The 15,403-nt window shown below is 64.5% G+C and carries 19 protein-coding genes; 4 read left to right on the top strand and 15 right to left on the bottom strand.

All coding sequences use genetic code 11. The annotated features are described in order from the left end of the window. Positions 1 to 72 precede the first annotated feature (72 nt). The 7 genes from PSV26_RS16040 to PSV26_RS16010 form a co-directional block, all read right to left on the bottom strand. The gene (locus PSV26_RS16040; RefSeq protein ID WP_300516700.1) at positions 73 to 861 is read right to left on the bottom strand and encodes a DUF2726 domain-containing protein; all 789 of its coding nucleotides are present in this window, start codon (positions 859 to 861) and stop codon (positions 73 to 75) included. A gap of 172 nt (positions 862 to 1,033) precedes the next feature. Next, positions 1,034 to 1,726, bottom strand: a complete 693-nt coding sequence (locus tag PSV26_RS16035; RefSeq protein WP_300572128.1) for a DUF2726 domain-containing protein — start codon at positions 1,724 to 1,726, stop codon at positions 1,034 to 1,036. A 150-nt stretch (positions 1,727 to 1,876) separates the two neighbouring features. Beyond that, entirely contained in the window at positions 1,877 to 2,494 is a 618-nt protein-coding gene (locus PSV26_RS16030) for a S24 family peptidase (RefSeq protein ID WP_300516696.1), read from the bottom strand. 311 nt (positions 2,495 to 2,805) lie between these two features. Then, positions 2,806 to 3,438 (bottom strand): FHA domain-containing protein, encoded by a 633-nt coding sequence (locus PSV26_RS16025; protein WP_300572126.1) that lies wholly within the window; start codon positions 3,436 to 3,438, stop codon positions 2,806 to 2,808. A gap of 93 nt (positions 3,439 to 3,531) precedes the next feature. Next, positions 3,532 to 3,744 (bottom strand): DUF3820 family protein, encoded by a 213-nt coding sequence (locus tag PSV26_RS16020; protein WP_300516692.1) that lies wholly within the window; start codon positions 3,742 to 3,744, stop codon positions 3,532 to 3,534. Then, positions 3,741 to 4,103, bottom strand: coding sequence for a translation initiation factor Sui1 (locus PSV26_RS16015; protein ID WP_300572124.1), 363 nt, complete (start codon positions 4,101 to 4,103; stop codon positions 3,741 to 3,743). Before PSV26_RS16015 ends, PSV26_RS16020 begins: the two co-directional genes overlap by 4 nt. Before the next feature lie 110 nt (positions 4,104 to 4,213). Next, complete coding sequence (locus PSV26_RS16010) at positions 4,214 to 4,765, bottom strand: hemerythrin domain-containing protein (protein WP_300516688.1); 552 nt, start codon at positions 4,763 to 4,765, stop codon at positions 4,214 to 4,216. Positions 4,766 to 4,871: 106 nt separating this feature from the next. Between PSV26_RS16010 and PSV26_RS16005 the strand changes: the two genes are divergently transcribed. After that, entirely contained in the window at positions 4,872 to 5,312 is a 441-nt protein-coding gene (locus PSV26_RS16005) for a universal stress protein (protein ID WP_300516686.1), read from the top strand. Positions 5,313 to 5,332: 20 nt separating this feature from the next. Here PSV26_RS16005 and PSV26_RS16000 read toward each other — a convergent pair whose 3' ends face one another. The 5 genes from PSV26_RS16000 to PSV26_RS15980 form a co-directional block, all read right to left on the bottom strand. Then, positions 5,333 to 6,658 (bottom strand): TRAP transporter large permease subunit, encoded by a 1,326-nt coding sequence (locus tag PSV26_RS16000; protein ID WP_300572122.1) that lies wholly within the window; start codon positions 6,656 to 6,658, stop codon positions 5,333 to 5,335. After that, positions 6,655 to 7,227 (bottom strand): TRAP transporter small permease subunit, encoded by a 573-nt coding sequence (locus PSV26_RS15995; RefSeq protein WP_300572120.1) that lies wholly within the window; start codon positions 7,225 to 7,227, stop codon positions 6,655 to 6,657. Before PSV26_RS15995 ends, PSV26_RS16000 begins: the two co-directional genes overlap by 4 nt. 7 nt (positions 7,228 to 7,234) lie before the next feature. Then, positions 7,235 to 8,332, bottom strand: a complete 1,098-nt coding sequence (dctP, locus tag PSV26_RS15990) for a TRAP transporter substrate-binding protein (RefSeq protein ID WP_300516679.1) — start codon at positions 8,330 to 8,332, stop codon at positions 7,235 to 7,237. A 195-nt stretch (positions 8,333 to 8,527) separates the two neighbouring features. Next, positions 8,528 to 9,724 carry a nitrate/nitrite transporter gene (locus PSV26_RS15985; protein WP_300516677.1) on the bottom strand — a complete coding sequence of 399 codons (1,197 nt, stop codon included), beginning with the start codon at positions 9,722 to 9,724 and terminating at the stop codon, positions 8,528 to 8,530. Next, positions 9,724 to 10,509, bottom strand: a complete 786-nt coding sequence (locus PSV26_RS15980) for a hydratase (RefSeq protein ID WP_300572119.1) — start codon at positions 10,507 to 10,509, stop codon at positions 9,724 to 9,726. Before PSV26_RS15980 ends, PSV26_RS15985 begins: the two co-directional genes overlap by 1 nt. Before the next feature lie 228 nt (positions 10,510 to 10,737). Between PSV26_RS15980 and PSV26_RS15975 the strand changes: the two genes are divergently transcribed. Further along, entirely contained in the window at positions 10,738 to 11,397 is a 660-nt protein-coding gene (locus tag PSV26_RS15975) for a hypothetical protein (protein WP_300572117.1), read from the top strand. A gap of 1 nt (position 11,398) precedes the next feature. Continuing rightward, complete coding sequence (locus PSV26_RS15970) at positions 11,399 to 12,262, top strand: hypothetical protein (protein ID WP_300572115.1); 864 nt, start codon at positions 11,399 to 11,401, stop codon at positions 12,260 to 12,262. Positions 12,263 to 12,454: 192 nt separating this feature from the next. Here the strand turns inward: PSV26_RS15970 and PSV26_RS15965 are convergent, their stop codons facing one another. Then, complete coding sequence (locus tag PSV26_RS15965) at positions 12,455 to 13,099, bottom strand: glutathione S-transferase family protein (RefSeq protein WP_300572113.1); 645 nt, start codon at positions 13,097 to 13,099, stop codon at positions 12,455 to 12,457. 202 nt (positions 13,100 to 13,301) lie between these two features. Here PSV26_RS15965 and PSV26_RS15960 point away from each other — a divergent pair, with 202 nt between their 5' ends. Next, positions 13,302 to 14,087: an SGNH/GDSL hydrolase family protein gene (locus tag PSV26_RS15960; RefSeq protein ID WP_300572111.1), complete on the top strand. Its 786-nt coding sequence runs from the start codon at positions 13,302 to 13,304 to the stop codon at positions 14,085 to 14,087. Positions 14,088 to 14,116: 29 nt separating this feature from the next. On the opposite strand, the gene PSV26_RS15955 is transcribed toward PSV26_RS15960, so the two are convergent. Together PSV26_RS15955 and PSV26_RS15950 are read right to left on the bottom strand one after the other, a co-directional pair. After that, on the bottom strand, positions 14,117 to 14,449 hold the full coding sequence (locus tag PSV26_RS15955) for a PilZ domain-containing protein (protein ID WP_300572109.1): 333 nt from the start codon (positions 14,447 to 14,449) through the stop codon (positions 14,117 to 14,119). Positions 14,450 to 14,703: 254 nt separating this feature from the next. After that, positions 14,704 to 15,285 carry a cold shock domain-containing protein gene (locus PSV26_RS15950; protein ID WP_300572107.1) on the bottom strand — a complete coding sequence of 194 codons (582 nt, stop codon included), beginning with the start codon at positions 15,283 to 15,285 and terminating at the stop codon, positions 14,704 to 14,706. Between the last annotated feature and the right edge of the window lie 118 nt (positions 15,286 to 15,403).

The raw sequence follows: 15,403 nt of genomic DNA, 5'->3' as shown, positions 1-15,403 counted from the left end.
CTTTCAGGGGCAAAAAAAAGGCGGCCGGGCCGCCCGCACAGGCTCGGGGCGCTGCCTCTGCCGGTGTCGGGACTACCTGCCTCGCGATCCGTCTGCCGGCAGGGTGAAGGAGTCTTCCCAGGGGGTCGCAAAACGGCCCGGCTTGTCACCTGTCATGAAGGACCCGGTGCCATCGGGGTTGAAGCCGACGTTGCGGTTTTTCTCCCGCGGGTCGGTGTCGACAGCCTGTTTGTCCTTGAGCTCCTTGAGCGCAGCAGCCTTGGCGGCGCGCACCTTTTCGCTGGTGAACTCGTCGAGCGCCGCATGAAAGCTGCTGTCGCCGCCCCGGGTCTCGTCGGCTTCGGCCTCCGACATCGGGACTTCACCCAGAAATGCCGCCCGCATGGCGCCGCCGGTGGGCAGGCTCCCGCTGCGCACCGTGGTGTAGCCAATGCCGCATTCGAGCAACAGGCTTTCCTTCATGTCCTTCTGCGCTTTGGTCAGGCCCCGCTTGCCCGGCACGTCGACACAGCCGACCACCTTGCCGTCCAGCGTGCAGACGGTGAAGCTGCAGTAAACCCCCTCCAGCAGTTCGTGCCAGTGCTGGTCCTTGTTTTCGGGCCGGTTTTTGGTGCTTGGAATCGTGAAGCGCATGACGGGCACCTTGATCATCACCGCATGGTCCGCAAACGCCGTGCGCAGCCACTTCCACACCTCCTGCTCCTCGCTGGTCATCAGGCCACGGGCATTGAGCAGCCAGCGTGCCGGCAGACGCAGCTTGCGTTCGACGCGCCGGCGTGACCAGCCCCAATGCGCCAGAACCCCCAGCCCGATGCCCAGCAAAAGGCCCAGCGCAGTCATCAGCCATGTGGACAGGTTCACGGTAGCTCCTTCTTGTGTAAACACGCTGGCGGATCCAGCCCGCCTCTGGCAGCCAGCATAAGTCACAAACACCCCGCCGGTCAAAGCAGGGCCGCGGGAACGGTTACCAAATGAAGCACGGAAGCAGCAGCGCAGCGCGGGCGGCACTGTCGCAACGGCTGCCGGGCGGCGCTCAGGAATTGATGACTCCTGCCGGGGGAAAAACACGTGGCCGGCGCTGCTGCTCCAGGCTGGCGTGCAGATCGCCGCGCGCCGGCTCGACCGGCGAAGCCTCCATCGGGTCGACGGCCGTCAGTTCCAGCGATCCGCTGCCGGCCAGTGCTTCCAGGGCCAGGGGGTCGTTCGTGTCGGTCCCGCTCAACTCGATCTGCCCGATGAAAGCCGCGCGAAGGCTTTCACCCGTCGGCAGCTTGCCGCAGCTGACCATCACATAGGGGATGCCGCATTTGCCCAGAACCGATTCCTTGACGTACCAGTGCGCCCGGTCACTGTCGCCTGCTCCCACGACGTCCACGCAACCAATCACGGTTCCGTCCGCACCACAGACGGTGAACGTGCAGTAGACGCCGCTCAGGCGCTTGTGCCAGACCTTGCTTTCTGCGGGGGTGGTGGGCGCGGTGTAGCGCGCCAGCGGAATCTTCAGCATGACGTGGTAGTCCGCAAAAACTCCGCGCAACCACGGCCAGACTTCATGTTCATCCGGCGCGACCAGCTCGCGCGCCGTGATCGGCCACTGGCTGGGGGCACTCATGCTGCGCAGGGCGTCGCGCCGCAGATGGCCTCTGTAAAGCAGAGCGCAGGCGCCGGCCACAGCTACCAGCAGCAAGAGCCCCAGAACGACCGGCTCCGTCAAATCATCGAGCACGCGTACCCCCCTTTTTGGGGAGTCTACCCAAATGCGGGGAAAAAGATGATTTTTCTATCTAAACCAAAACTTTTTTTAACCTGCCGATACCGGCCGAAGGCTTTGGTGCTATCCCGACCGATGGTCAGGGGTCCGTGCCAGTCGCAAAGGCTAGCGGAATTTTTTGGTGAATTCGCGTACGACGCCGATGATCTCTGCACTCCCCAGGGGACGGATGGGGTAGCGCACGTTGAGCGGTTTGAGGAAAAGCTCGCCGCCATCCCTGATGAGCTGCTTGAAGGTCGTCTCGTTGTCGCTGTTGAGTGCGATCACATAGTCGCCTGGAACGGCCTGCATTTCGGGCTCCACGATCAACAGGGAGCCTTCAGGGAAGGAGTCGAGGTTGGTGCCCACCATGCTGTCCCCCTGGACCCGCAGCGCAAAGGTGTGGCGCTTGATGGCGACCGTCACCGGCACCATTTCCAGTCCGTCCCCGGGATTGAAGTTGTCAATCACCGTGTAATTTCCGGCCTGCACTTCAGAAATCAGCGGCACTTCAGCCCTCACGTCAAAGCCCGGGCTGACATTGGAACCCCCAGAGATCAACTCCGCCACGGAAACGCCAAGCAGCTCTGCCACCCTGCGCTGGTTGGAACGTTTTGGCGCGGTGCCGCCTGGTCTTTCCCATTGTTGTACGGCCCCGCGGCTGACGCCGGCAGCGTCAGCAAACTGCTGCTCGCTCATGCCCAGCCGTTTGCGGCCTTCCCTGATTAATGTGTGAACGCTCATAGTCTAGAGGTTAGGCTCCCGCCTCGATAGAAAATTTGTCTCTGGATAGAGAATTTAGCGTTCGCGCGGAACGCAGCTACGGTGCGCAGTGACCGTGAAAAGGCTTGAAACAGGCGCCCTGCCGGCGCCTTCCAAACAAGCTCTGTGCGTAGCCTGTTGTTCTTCTTCTTGATTCTTCTTGATTCTTCTTGGTATTGCGGAAGGATCTGGGTACGAACTTACGTAAAAAAAGGTCTATAAAACCCTGTCAATCTTTGGTATTAATATACAAAATATGCGGAATCACCCGCAAACGGGCCCTGGACCGGGAACTAACGGTCCTTGAGTAAAAACTGCATGCTGGTTCCCGCGAGTTCCAGCACGTCGTTGTGGGCCAGCGGCACCGCGTCGGCACCGATCGGCTGGCCATTGAGGGTCGGCAAGGCCTCGCCGGCCATGTGCGCCACGTAGTAGCCGTAGCGCCGGTGGGAAACGGCCACAACGCTGACATCGGGCTTGCCGAAGGTGGTCACCGCCTTGACCACGGGCACCTCCAGTCCGGCCGACGAACCCGATAGCACCTTGAAACTGGCGTGCAACGCACCCGCCGCGCCCGGCAGGCCATGGCCTTCGAGCTTCATCGCAGCGGTCTCGTGGTAGCCGGAATCTTCCGAGGCCGAAAGGTACTGGATCCTGAAGTTTCCGATCGCGATGGTGTCGTTGTCATGCAGCAACTGCCGCGACTTGATCATCTTGCCGTTGATATAGGTGCCGTTGGTGCTATGCAGGTCTTCGACATACACGTCGGCCAGGCCTTCCAGTTCAAACACGCAGTGCTCACCGCTGACCACCAGGTTGTTGAAGACAATGTCGTTGTGCGGCCGCCGGCCCAGCGTGGTCCGGTCCTTGCGCAGGTGGACATGCTTGATTTCGACCCCCTCAACCGATGCGATCAACTGCGGCATAAGGCCTCCTGCTGCTTCCAGGCCGTTTGCGCGACTTTCACGCAGCGGCCTGTTCATCGTATGCCTGGCGCTGCCCGGAAACAAGCCCCCCGGTCAGCGCCTGCGCAGGGGCTGCAGCAACGCGGACAGCCCGTTGTGGTCGATTTCCAGCATCAGCGCCAGCAGGCGACCGATCTCGTTGTTGGGGAAACCTTCGCGGGCAAACCACGCGAGGTAATTGCCCGGCAGGTCGGCGATCAGCCGCCCCTTGTACTTGCCAAAAGGCATCTCGCGCGTCACCAGCAGTTGCAGGTCTTCAGGCTTCATGCACCCGCACGCTTGACGGTCCAGCCCTGTTTGGCAAGCAGGTCCACCACCAGCGCGGCATGGTCGCCCTGCACTTCGATGACGCCGTCCTTGACCGTGCCACCGGAGCCGCAGGCCGTCTTGAGCTGTTTGCCGACCAGAACCAGCGCCGCGTCCTGCAGGGCCAGTCCCTTGACCACGGTCACGCTTTTACCGCCACGGCCTTTGGTCTCGCGCGACACCCGGACAATGCCATCGGACGGGGGCAGCGGCCGCGTCTGGCGGCACACGCACTGGGCCAGCGCCTTGCGGCAAGCCGGGCACATGCGCCCGGCCTCGGTCGAGTAAACGAGTCCGCCGGGGCTTGAATGACTTTTCATGGAATGCACCGATAGAAAGGAAAGGCCTCAGGTCCGATCGGCCCGAGCACCACCGGCTATCGTACAGCGATGCGGGCAGGAATCACCGGCAAGCCCGCGTGGCACCGCCCTCAGATGTGGCCGACGGGCTGCGGCGTGTGCCGCAAGTGAAGCGACAGGCCCAGCGCCTGCATGTGGTTGCCGTCGCGGCCGAGAATGGTTTCGGCCAGTGGCAGAAAAAACTCCTCCTCGAAACGCGCGTGCGAGGAATAGGCGTGCACCAGTTCTTCCACGGCATCGAGGTCCAGATCGACAGACTGGGCCTTCGCCACGGCCTTGACGGCGGGCTCCAGCTTTTTCCACATCGCCTCGATCTGGCGGTGCTGCGCCGTCAGGCGCTGCACCATGGTCTGGACTTCATCGGCCTCCTGGCCCCGGGCCGCGCTGCGCAACACGGCCGGAAAAAGTTCACGCTCCTCGTCCGCGTGGTGCTCGTACACGGCATGGTGGAAGAGGGCCAGCGTGTCGGTGGCGATGGTTCGGGCCTGGGCCGCCGCCGCCTGGAGCGCAGGCAGTTCCCCGAAGGCCTGAAGCTTGGACAGAATGCCCAGATGACACTGGGAAAAACCGGTCAGCGGCTCGCTGGAATGGCCCGGGTCGTGCGCGGCGGGATGGGTTTTCATGCCGCCAATATAGGGGGGCGCCTGTGCGCCCGGCTTGATGCACATCAAGAAAGCGGCCGCGCGCCCCAGCAAGATAAGGGCCTGTTCATCACCAGACAAGGCTCCCATGTTCAAGAACATTCTTCTGGCGACCGACGGTTCCGAAGCATCCGCCCACGCGGCCCAGCTCGCCGTCAACCTGGCGCGTACGCACGGCGCCAGACTCACCGCCCTGTATGTCGTGGACCCCTACCCTTACCTGAGCATCGGCGAGACCAACCCGCTGGGCGTTCAGGCCTACATGAACGCCGCCCAGCAACACGCTGCGCAGGCCCACGCCAGGGTCGCGGCCCTGTGCGAAGCGCCGGGCGCCGGCGTCAAGCTCGAAGCGCGCATGGCCGAAAACGTGTCCGCCGCCAACGGCATTGTCCAGACGGTCAAGGACGAAGGCGCCGACCTCGTGGTCATGGGCTCCCACGGCCGCACCGGCATCGTCCGGCTGATGCTGGGCAGCGTGGCCGCCAAGGTGGCGGCCGAGTCGCCGGTGCCGGTGCTGATCGCGCGCTGAGCGGCTGCGGTTGCGGCCGCCTACCAGCCGATGGCCATGGGCAGCCAGGTCGCAATCGCCGGGAAGAAGAACACCAGCACGATGCCCAGGATCTGCAGCACTACAAACGGAATCACGCCCAGGTAAATGTGGCGCGTGGTCACGCCCGACGGCGCCACGCCGCGCAGGAAAAACAGCGCCCAGCCGAAAGGTGGCGTGAGAAACGAGGTCTGCAGGTTGATGGTGATCATCATGGCCAGCCAGACCATGTCGACACCGGCGGCCGCGAAGATCGGCAAAAACAACGGCACCGCGATGTAGCTGATCTCGATCCACTCGATGAAAAAGCCGAGCACGAAGATCAGGCCCATCAGGAACCACACCGCGGTGTTGATGCCGCCCGGCAAAAACGCGAACAGGTCCTCGATCAGCTTTTCGCCCTGCAGGCCGCGAAATGCCAGGCTGAAGACCTGCGAGCAGATCAGGATGAACAGCACCATGGCCGAGATGCGCGTGGTGGTCTGCATCACGTCGCGCAGCACCGCCAGCGAGAGCCGGCGCGCCAGCGCCACCACCAGGATGGAGCCCAGCGCACCCATCGAGGCGGCCTCGGTCGGCGCGGCAATGCCGCCGATGATGGAGCCCAGCACCGACAGCACCAGCGCCAGCGGTGGCAGCGCCACCTTGACGACGCGCAGCCACAGCTGCGAACGCGACACCGCATCACGCTCGGCCTGCGGCACCGGTGGCATCGAATCGGGCCGGATCATGCCGTAGATCACGATCCAGCTCACGTACAGCCCGGCCAGCATCAGGCCCGGCAGCACTGCCGCCGCGAACAGCGTGCCCACCGACAGCTGCATGATGTCGGACAGCAGGATCAGCACCAGGCTGGGCGGGATGATCTGCCCCAGCGTGCCCGAGGCGCAGATCGCGCCGCAGGAAATCGCCGGGTCGTAGCCACGCCGCAGCAGTGTCGGCAAGGTCAGCAGGCCCAGCGTGATCACGGTGGCACCCACGATGCCGGTGGTGGCACCCATCAGCACACCCACGCCAATGATGCCCAGCGCCATGCCGCCGCGCAGTCCGCCGGCCAGGTGGCCGATCACGTCGAGCAGGTCTTCGGCCAGGCGCGACTTTTCCAGCATGACTCCCATGAAAACAAACAGCGGAATCGCCAGCCACTGGTAGTTGGCGACCACGCCGTAAATGCGTGCCGGCAGCAGGTTGAACAGCGACTCGCCGAAACCCATGAAGCCGAAGATGAAGCCGCTGGCGGCCAGCGTGATGCCAACCGGGATGCCGCCCATCAGCATCAGGAAAAAACCGATCAGCAGGCCGATCGCCAGCCATTCGTTCATGCTCATGGCCGGGCCTCCGGCGGAGTGGAGGGCTGCGGGCCGAACAGGCGCAGCGCGGCCGCTACGCCCTGCGCCGCCGCCATCAGGCCGAACACGGCAAAGCCCACCGGGATCAGCGCCTTGAGCAACCAGCGGTGCGTCAGGCCGCCGGGATCGGACGAGATTTCGTCGATCACATAGGACTGGCTCACGAACTGGATCGAGTAACGGATCACCAGTGCCGCCATCGCAAGGGCCAGCAGCGCCGACAGCAGATCGACCGCCGCCTGGGTACGCGGCGAGTAGCGCGCATAGAACACATCGACGCGCACATGTTCACCCTTGAGCAGCGCGTAGGTCATGCCGAACAGCACCAGCGGCGCCAGCAGGTGCCACTCGAGCTCCTGCGCCCACACCGAGCCGATGCTGAAGGCGTAACGCATCAGCACATCAATGGCCATGAGCACCACGATGGCCAGCGTGAGCCAGGAAGCGGCGCGGCCGATCAGGTCCACCGCGGCCTCGACGCGCGCCACAAACGCGCGCGCCGTCCCGGCGGCGCCTCCGGAGGCGCCGGCAGTTGTTGAGTCAGTCATGGGCGGGTCAGGCCGTGAGGATCTTGTTGTGGTACGGGCCTTCGCTGTAGCCGGCCCAGGCGTCGTACTTTTTCTTGTACGCCATGTAGGAGTCGTGCACTTTTTTGGTCATCGCATCCTTGGCCACCGCTTCGGCCAGCACCTGGTTGGTGACCTCGCGCAGCTTCTTGAGCACCTCGTCGGGCAGCGGCTTGGCGATCACGCCCTGGTTTTTAATCAGGTCGTCCATGGCCTCGGCATTGTTGCGCTGGCACCAGGCTTCACTGATAACGTTGCAGGCAGCCGAGGCGTTTTCCACCACGGCCTGCAGGTCCTTGGGCAGCTTGTCCCAGGCGGCCTTGTTGATCAGCAGTTCCGACACCGTGGCCGACTCGTGCCAGCCCGTGGTGTAGAGGTACTTGGCCGCCTTGTGCAGACCCAGCTTGCGGTCCTGGAAGGGGCCGACAAACTCGGCCGCGTCGATCACGCCGCGCTCGAGCGCCGGAAAAATTTCGCCGCCGGGCAGCAGCTTCACGTCCACGCCCAGTGCCGCATAGACACGGCCCGCCAGGCCGGGGATGCGCATCTTCAGGCCCTTGAGGTCGGCGCTCGACTTGATCTCTTTCTTGAACCAGCCGGTCATCTGCACGCCGGTGTTGCCGCAGGGCATGGCGACCATGCCGAAGGGTGCATACACCTCGTTCCACAGCTGCTGGCCGCCGCCGTCGTAGAGCCAGCCGTTGATGCCCTGGAAGTTCAGGCCGAAAGGCACCGCCGTGAAGTACTGCGCGGCAAAGGTCTTGCCGGTCCAGAAGTAGCTGTTGGCATGGTTCATTTCCACCGTGCCGGCACGCACCGCGTCGAAACCTTCCAGCGCCGGAATCAGCTCGCCTGCACCAAACACCTGGATCTTCAGGCGCCCGCCCGACATCGTGTCGATGCGTTTGGCCAGGTCGGTCGCACTGCCCGGCCCTTCCATGTAAAACGGTGAACCCTTGCCGTAGGCGCTGGTCATCTTCCAGCTGAAATTCTGCTGGGCGCGGGCAATCATGGGAAAGCCGAGTGCGGTTCCGGCAGCCGCAGCAACGGAGGCCTGACTGAGCAGTGAACGTCTTGTGGAGGTCATGCGATATTCCTTGGTGTAGATAAGCTGCTGAGCCAGCATCTGCTGCGCAACCGGACGGTTGTGCGAAGGGTTAGCATGCAAACAGCGTGCCACGGCAAGGTAGCGACACACGCAACTTTTCAGTGTGTAGGGTGCGCCCTACAGCCCGTAGACCGGCCCCGACAAGGGGCTTCAACGCAAGGCTTGTCAGGCGCGTCAGCCGCGCCTGCGCAGCAGCGGCCTGACCATCAGCAGACCCAGGGCCGGCCCCAGTGCCAGCCAGGGCAGCACCACTGCCAGGGGCCAGGCCTGTGTGGCCCGCACGAAAACTTCGATGCTGAGCACCGAGATGGCAAAGCCGATGCAATTGGCAAAGGTCAGCACGCTGCCGGCCACCGCAGGCGGCGCGTTCTGCGCAGTCAGGGTGGAGAACTGCGGCGAGTCGCCCGAGACCGTCACGCCCCACAGCAGCATCCAGGCCATGAACCACGGCAGCGGCGCGGCCAGCATCAGCGGTGCCGCCACGCAGCAGGCGCCGCTGACGGCCAGTTGCAGCTGCGCCACGCGCGCACTGCCGAAACGCCGCACCAGAAGGCCGCCGCCCACGCAGCCGGCGCTGCCGACCGCAATGATCCAGAAGGCCGCGGCGCTCACCGACGTGCCGGCCAGCCGGGTCGCCACGATCAGCGGCACCAGCACAAAAAAGGCGTACAGCTCCCACATGTGGCCGAAGTAGCCGAACACCGATGCGCGCAGGCGCCGGTCGGTCCAGATCAGGCCCAGCGCCCGCGGCGTGATGCGCGCGCCGCGCACCAGGTACGGGCTCTCGGGCACCAGCCAGGCGGTGGCCAGGCCGCCCAGCGCGGCCAGCAGCGACACGCCCAGCACCACCGCCTGCCAGGGCGAGCCGCCCCCGGCAAAGGCCGGCAGGCCCGCGTCACCGGCCAGCGCACGCAAGCCGTGCGGCAAGGCGGTGCCGAGTACCAGCGCGCCGATCAGCACACCCATCACCGCACCCAGGCGTTCGCGGTACCAGCTCGCCGCGATTTTCATGCCCACCGGGTAAATACCGGCCAGCAGAAAACCCACCCCAAAACGCAGCGCCAGCAGCAAGGTGAAGTCCCCCTGCACCCCCACGGTGGCCGCATTGAGCGCCGCGCCCAGCAGCGAGCAGATCAGGAACACGCGTGAAGGTGCAAAGCGGTCGGCCAGCATCAGCAAGGCAAACACCAGCGTGCCCGCCACAAAGCCGAGCTGCACCGCCGAGGTCAACATGCCCACGGCGCCCGGCGGCAAGCCCCAGGCGCGCTGCAGGTCGGGCATGACGGCATTGACCGCAAACCACAGTGAGGTGCCGGCAAACTGCGACAGCACGATCACCGGCAGGATGCGCCGGGGAACGGTGCCCGCCATCAGCAGAACCTGACCGTCAGGCCGGACAGCGGCGCGTCGAATGCCGCCGTCCAGGTCTCGCCCGGCGCCACCGGCCAGGCGTCCGTCCAGGTGCCGGTGGTCACCACGTCGCCCGGCTGCAGTTCGGGCGCGCCGGGGCAGCTGCGCAGCTCCTGCAGAAAATGCTGCAGCGCATGCAGCGGCCCGTCGAGCACGTTCGCGCCCATGCCCTGGTCCACCTGCCGCCCGCCGCAGGACAGCGTGATGTGTGCCGCCGCCAGGCTTTTCTCGAAGGTCCGGGCATCGCTGGCGAGCATGGCCAACGGCACCCGCGCGCCTACCAGCAGGCGCGCATGCAGCGCGCCGTCGGCCACGGTATCAGCCGCCACGAACTTCCAGCCAGGCTGGTGCGACTGCACGATCTCGAAACCGGGCGCGACCCAGGCGATACAGGCCAACAACTCATCGAGCGAGGCGTTGGCCGGCGGCGTGGCGGCGATGCCGAAGACCGCTTCCGGTTCCAGCCGCGGCTGGCAGGTTCCCGCCAGCGACACCTCGCCCTGCCCTTCGCAATACGACAGGGTGCTGTCCCAGACCGTGCCCCAGATCGGTCCAAACACCTGGTAGCGCGGCCAGATGCTGCGGTTGGTAAAACCCACCTTGTAGCCGCGCGGCTGTTCGCCGCGGTCCATGCGCAACTGCCGCACCGCCAGCGCGCGCTGATAAGCCTCAGGCACGTCCAGGCCCGAGGCGGCGGGCCAGAAACCGGCCTGGTCGTGATGGTGAAGAAGTTGTTCGGGGGTCATGGGTCAAGCTTAACGCGTCGGCAATGGCTCATCCACGTCTCATCCACGTCTCATCCAAACGCAGGATGACAAGGCCGCATTTTTGGTCTACAACAATCATTTTCCGGATTCCCTTCCGGCGGCTGGGCCCCTCTGGGTGACATCGGACGCGGCGAGACAAGCCCCGCGCCTGCCGGCACCCGGGACGGTCCCGCCAACGGCAAGTTTCTGTTTTGAAGGAGTCAGCGCATGACCATCCAGGAAGCCGTCAAGTCCCTTCGCCCCGCGCTGGCGGCCGTGGTGTTGGCCGTTCTGGTGCCGCTGGTCACCTTCAGCGAATCGACCCTCAAGTCATTGATGTCCGGCTGGCTGGAGCGTTGCCTGATCGTTCTCGAGAAGGAGCAGCTCGGCCCGGGCAAGCTGATGGTCACCGGCTACATGCGCGGCCAGGCGCCCGCCGCATTGCCCTTGAGCTTCAGCGCCAACAAGCCCCTGATCCTGAACGTCAAGTTCCTGAGCTCGGAAGACCTCAGCGGATCCAACCGGGACGCCAACCTCGGCCTGCACCCCCTGGCCGGTGAAACCTGTCCGGGCGCGCTCTGCGAGGGCACTGTCTACACCGAGGGCGGCGAGCCAAGAATCAACTTCACGCTGGGCGATCTCAGCGAGTCCTTTCTTTACAGGTTTCACATCCGGCTGGCAAACCCCGGAACGCTGGACGATCTCGGCGTTTTCGTGGTCTACCAGTCGGGGCTGAAAAACGGCGTATGCCGCGTGGAAAACGCCAGCATCTTCAACTGGCCCGTGCGTGCGGGCCCGCTGGCCAAGATACTGGCTTCGGCCGCACTGCTTCTGGTCGCGGGTTACGCCGTGATGGTCTTGACGGGATGGAGCAAAAAAGGAGATTGATATGCGCACACTGGTCATCAGCCTTGTTCTGGCGTCAGCCACGCCGCTGGTGTCGGCCCAGGCCACACTGCAACTGCTGGTCAAGCAATCCGCCTCGCCCAACACCCCCAGGCCGTTTCGCGACCTGGGGCGGTTTGACATCCGGCTCGGCAATACCAGCTCCAGCGAGGGCGAATGCCCCGGCAACACCGACACCAACGGAAGAGTCAGCTGCCGCTTTGTGTGCTCGCCGCAAGACCAGAGCGCCAGGAATTTCAAGATCGTTCCGCCCCGCAATGAAAGAACGCGCGGCTTCACCGCACCCACGACGCGCGAGGTGTCCCTGCAGGGCTGCCAGCTGTCGGTGGCCGAGCTCGAGTTTGTCTACGTGGACTTTGCGGTGGCACTGCGCGAGCTGACCCGCGGCACCCCGCTGGAAACACAGTTCGCCAGCGCGGGCACACCGGGCTGGAACACAAAGTTCGACGCCGCCAGCAAGGAGTGGGAGCAACTCGGCGCCACGCCGGCCGGCCGCCAGAAGCTCGACCAGCTGCGCGCGCTGACCGGCGAAATCGCGCTGGAAAAGGCCTCCGACAAGGAGACCGCGCCCGCGGCCCTGTGGGACAACTTCTCGGTCGGCATTTCCAATGTGCTGCTGAAGAATTCGGCGCTGCGCCTGTATGGCCAGAACACGGCCGCCCAGATCAAGGTCTCGCCCAGCAAGGCCGATTTTTACAGGAACCTGCGCGTCCTTGGCACCCACATTGAAGCCAAGGAAAGCATGACCCCGCTGGACGCCCGGGTGCTCACCGATGTCAACAAGCTGAGCAGCACCAGCTCCGACAAGCTGCCCACGGCATCGTTCAAGTCGATTGCGCTGGACTAGAAGTCAAATCGGCCTCCAGCCCAATACCGGCGGGCGCAAGCAGCTATTGATTTGATAGTCAGCAGAAGATGATGGCCAGCAGCGCCGGGTCTTCCACCAGGTTCAGCAGCGCGTAGCCGCCGACGCGGTAGGCAAGGTAGACGGCTTGCGCCATCAGCTGTTCAAACGCCATCATCGCTTAGCGGCGACCACTCACGCCTTGGTCTGCGCGGCCTTGCGGTCGGCCACGACTTTCTGGGCCGACGGCCGCTCGCCGATGTGCTTGACATACGCCTTGTAGTCCACCCCGCCGGCCAGCAGCAGGTCTTCGCCAAGCGCGATCTTGCTGGCCATGCCCACCAGCGGCAGGCTGGCAAAGGCGGCGCAGTCGGCCTGGGTGAAAGTGTCGCCCGCCACATAGGGCGAAAACTTCGCCAGCTTTTTGAAGGCGGCGATGTTGGTCTCCAGCTGTTTGCGGATGCGGGCCAGGTTGCCCTCGCTCAGCGGCTCGGCGCCGAAAAAGGCCGCGCCATACAGCTGGCGCGCGACGATCTCCAGGTGCCAGTCGATGAAGGTGGTGAGCTCGCGCACCTTGGCGGCGGCAAAGGCATCGGCCGGCAGCAGCGGCGGCTGCGGGAAGGCGGCCTCGATGTAGTCCAGGATGGCCTGGCTCTCGCACAGCCCGCCGTGCTCGGTGCGGATAAAGGGAATCTTGCCCAGCGGGGAGTCGCCCAGAACCGCCTCGTCCTTGCTGGACGTGCCGACGACCTGTTCGGCAAAAGGCACGTCTTTTTCAAGCAGCGCGAGTTTGACCTTGTTGTAGTAGTTGGAAACGGGAAAGCCGCAAAGGGTAAGCATGGTGTTGTCTCCTGGAAAGGTGGCCCCGAGTTTATGCCGCCCGGCGCGCCCGGCATGCAACGGCGGTGACAGGGGCCAGCCACCCGCTGCCACCCCGCCAATCTGTGTGACTTCTGCCACTTTCTCCTCCAATTGAGGGACGACAGCCGGCGGCGCCAGCGCGAGTATTTTCTCCTCATCCACTTCATTGACTGGAAACAGCATGAGCAACTTCTACTGGGACGAAACGCAAATGAAGGCCGACGGCGCCAACCCGACCATCCTGGCGATCGGCGACTCCTGGTTCTGGTACCCCTTCTTCGGGGGCAGCCTGACCAACTACCTGGGCCAGATCGTGGCGCCCAAAAGCCACGTCATTCTGGCCAAGGGCATGAACGGCGCCGAAGCCTTTGACTACGTGGACGGCAAATACGCCGACAGCGTGCGCAGCACGCTCAAGCTGTATGGCGCCGGCCTGTCGGCCGTGTTCCTGAGCGGCGGCGGCAACGACTTCGCCGGCTTCAACGACATGCGGCCGCTGCTCAAGGACAGCTGCTCGGGCGAAACCACGGCCAACGGCTGCTTTCGCAGCGGCCCGCAGGGCCTGCAGGGGTTTCTGGACCGTATGGACACTTACTACCGCAAGCTGATTGGCGTGGTCTACACCCGCACCCCGCTGGACTGCCTGATCGTCATGCACACCTACGACTACGCCATCCCGGACGGCAAGGGCGTGTTCGGCAAGGACGGCTGGCTGCAGCCCGCGCTGACCGCCGCCGGCGTCAAGCCCGAGCTGCACCAGGCCTGCGTGGTCTACCTGCTGGACGCCTTCTACAAGGTGCTGGACAACATCACGAAAATGGACCCCGCCCACCTGCACGTGGTGGACAGCCGCGGCACCCTGGGCGCGGGCGACTGGGCCAACGAGTTGCACCCCAAGGGTTCGGGTTTCAAAAAAATAGCCATGCAGTGCTGGAAACCCGCGCTGAAAAACATCGGGCTGGCCTGAGGGGCCCAAGGTTGCGGGAGACTGCCCGGCTACGCCCGGTCGGGAAACAGCGGCGTCAACAGGCGCACGGCAATGTTGAAGCCGTCGCCGGCTGGTTTTACCCGCACCACCTGCGCCTCGCAGGTCAGCGGGTGGACACGGCCGGTGCCGGGAAACTCCAGCACCAGCGCCATGTTGGCGCCAGGCTCGTAACTGCGCTCCGACTGGAAGTACAGCCCGGTCGCACTCAGGTCATGCGTCGCGCCCTCGTCGCCGTCCACCGTCAGGCGCAGCGCCACACCAAAACGCTGTGCCGCCCGCTGCTCCATCGCATGCGCCTTGCTCACAGACGCCTTCTTCTCGCCGCCGGGGGAAATGTCCATGACTTGTGTTCCTGCTGATGTCCGCACCGCGGACGTAAGCTCCAATTTAAGGCCAGATCACGGCGCACGTGTAGGCGCGGTAACACCTTGCATGTCGGACAGCGGGCCCACCACAGGCGCGTGGCACCTGGCAGCACCAGGCCCGCGCTACGGGCTGTCAACCAAAGTTGAAGGTCAAATCGGCCTGCAGCCCTTGTCTGTCGGGCGCCAGCAGCTCTGCTATTGATAGCAAGTCAAATACGGTCAGGCCGCGACTACCTGCACAACTGGTCTTCGCAGGGCACACCATCGTGGTCGCCGTCCATCTTGGTGCCCGGGCAGTTCTTCAGGAAGTAAGTGGCTTCGGCGCAGGACGTCATCTGCGAGCAATACTGCCGGCCGTCGCAGACAAAGGAAGGGGTCGCGGCGCGTGACGGCGCCAGGTCCAGCAAGGGCTGGCTGGCGGGCGACACCGCTTCACCGGCACGACCGGCCGGCGCCACCTTCTGGTAATACGCATAAGCCTGCCAGCCCAGCGCCGCCACCAGCAGCAGGCCCACCACCGTCTTCAGACCGCCGCCGGTCGCGTTGCCCGAACGGCTGACCCGCACGGGGCGCCGGCTGCGCTCGGGCTGGTACGCGGCCTGCTGCGCACCCACCCCCTGCACATTCATCGCGCGTTTCTTGCCTTGGGGATTGAGCGCCACTTCAAAGGTCAGCGCCTCATCGAGTACCGGCCGGCCACCGCGCCGGTATTCAGAAATGTGGACAAAGATGTCCTGCCCGCCCTGGCTGGGGCTGATGAAGCCAAAGCCCTTGTCGTCGTTCCAGCTTTTGAGGGTGCCTTCGAAGCGCATGGGTGGGGCTTAGTGTGTTCGACTCATGAATGCGGGAATGATCACGCTGTCGAACGACTTACTGATTGTGGAATGCCGAAACAATGGGGCATCCAATTGAGGTCATGAGCAATGCCCA

Origin of the sequence: Polaromonas sp. (genome assembly GCF_029945685.1) — a bacterium.
Classification (GTDB): domain Bacteria; phylum Pseudomonadota; class Gammaproteobacteria; order Burkholderiales; family Burkholderiaceae_C; genus Polaromonas.
This window is presented reverse-complemented; position numbering and strand designations above follow the sequence as displayed.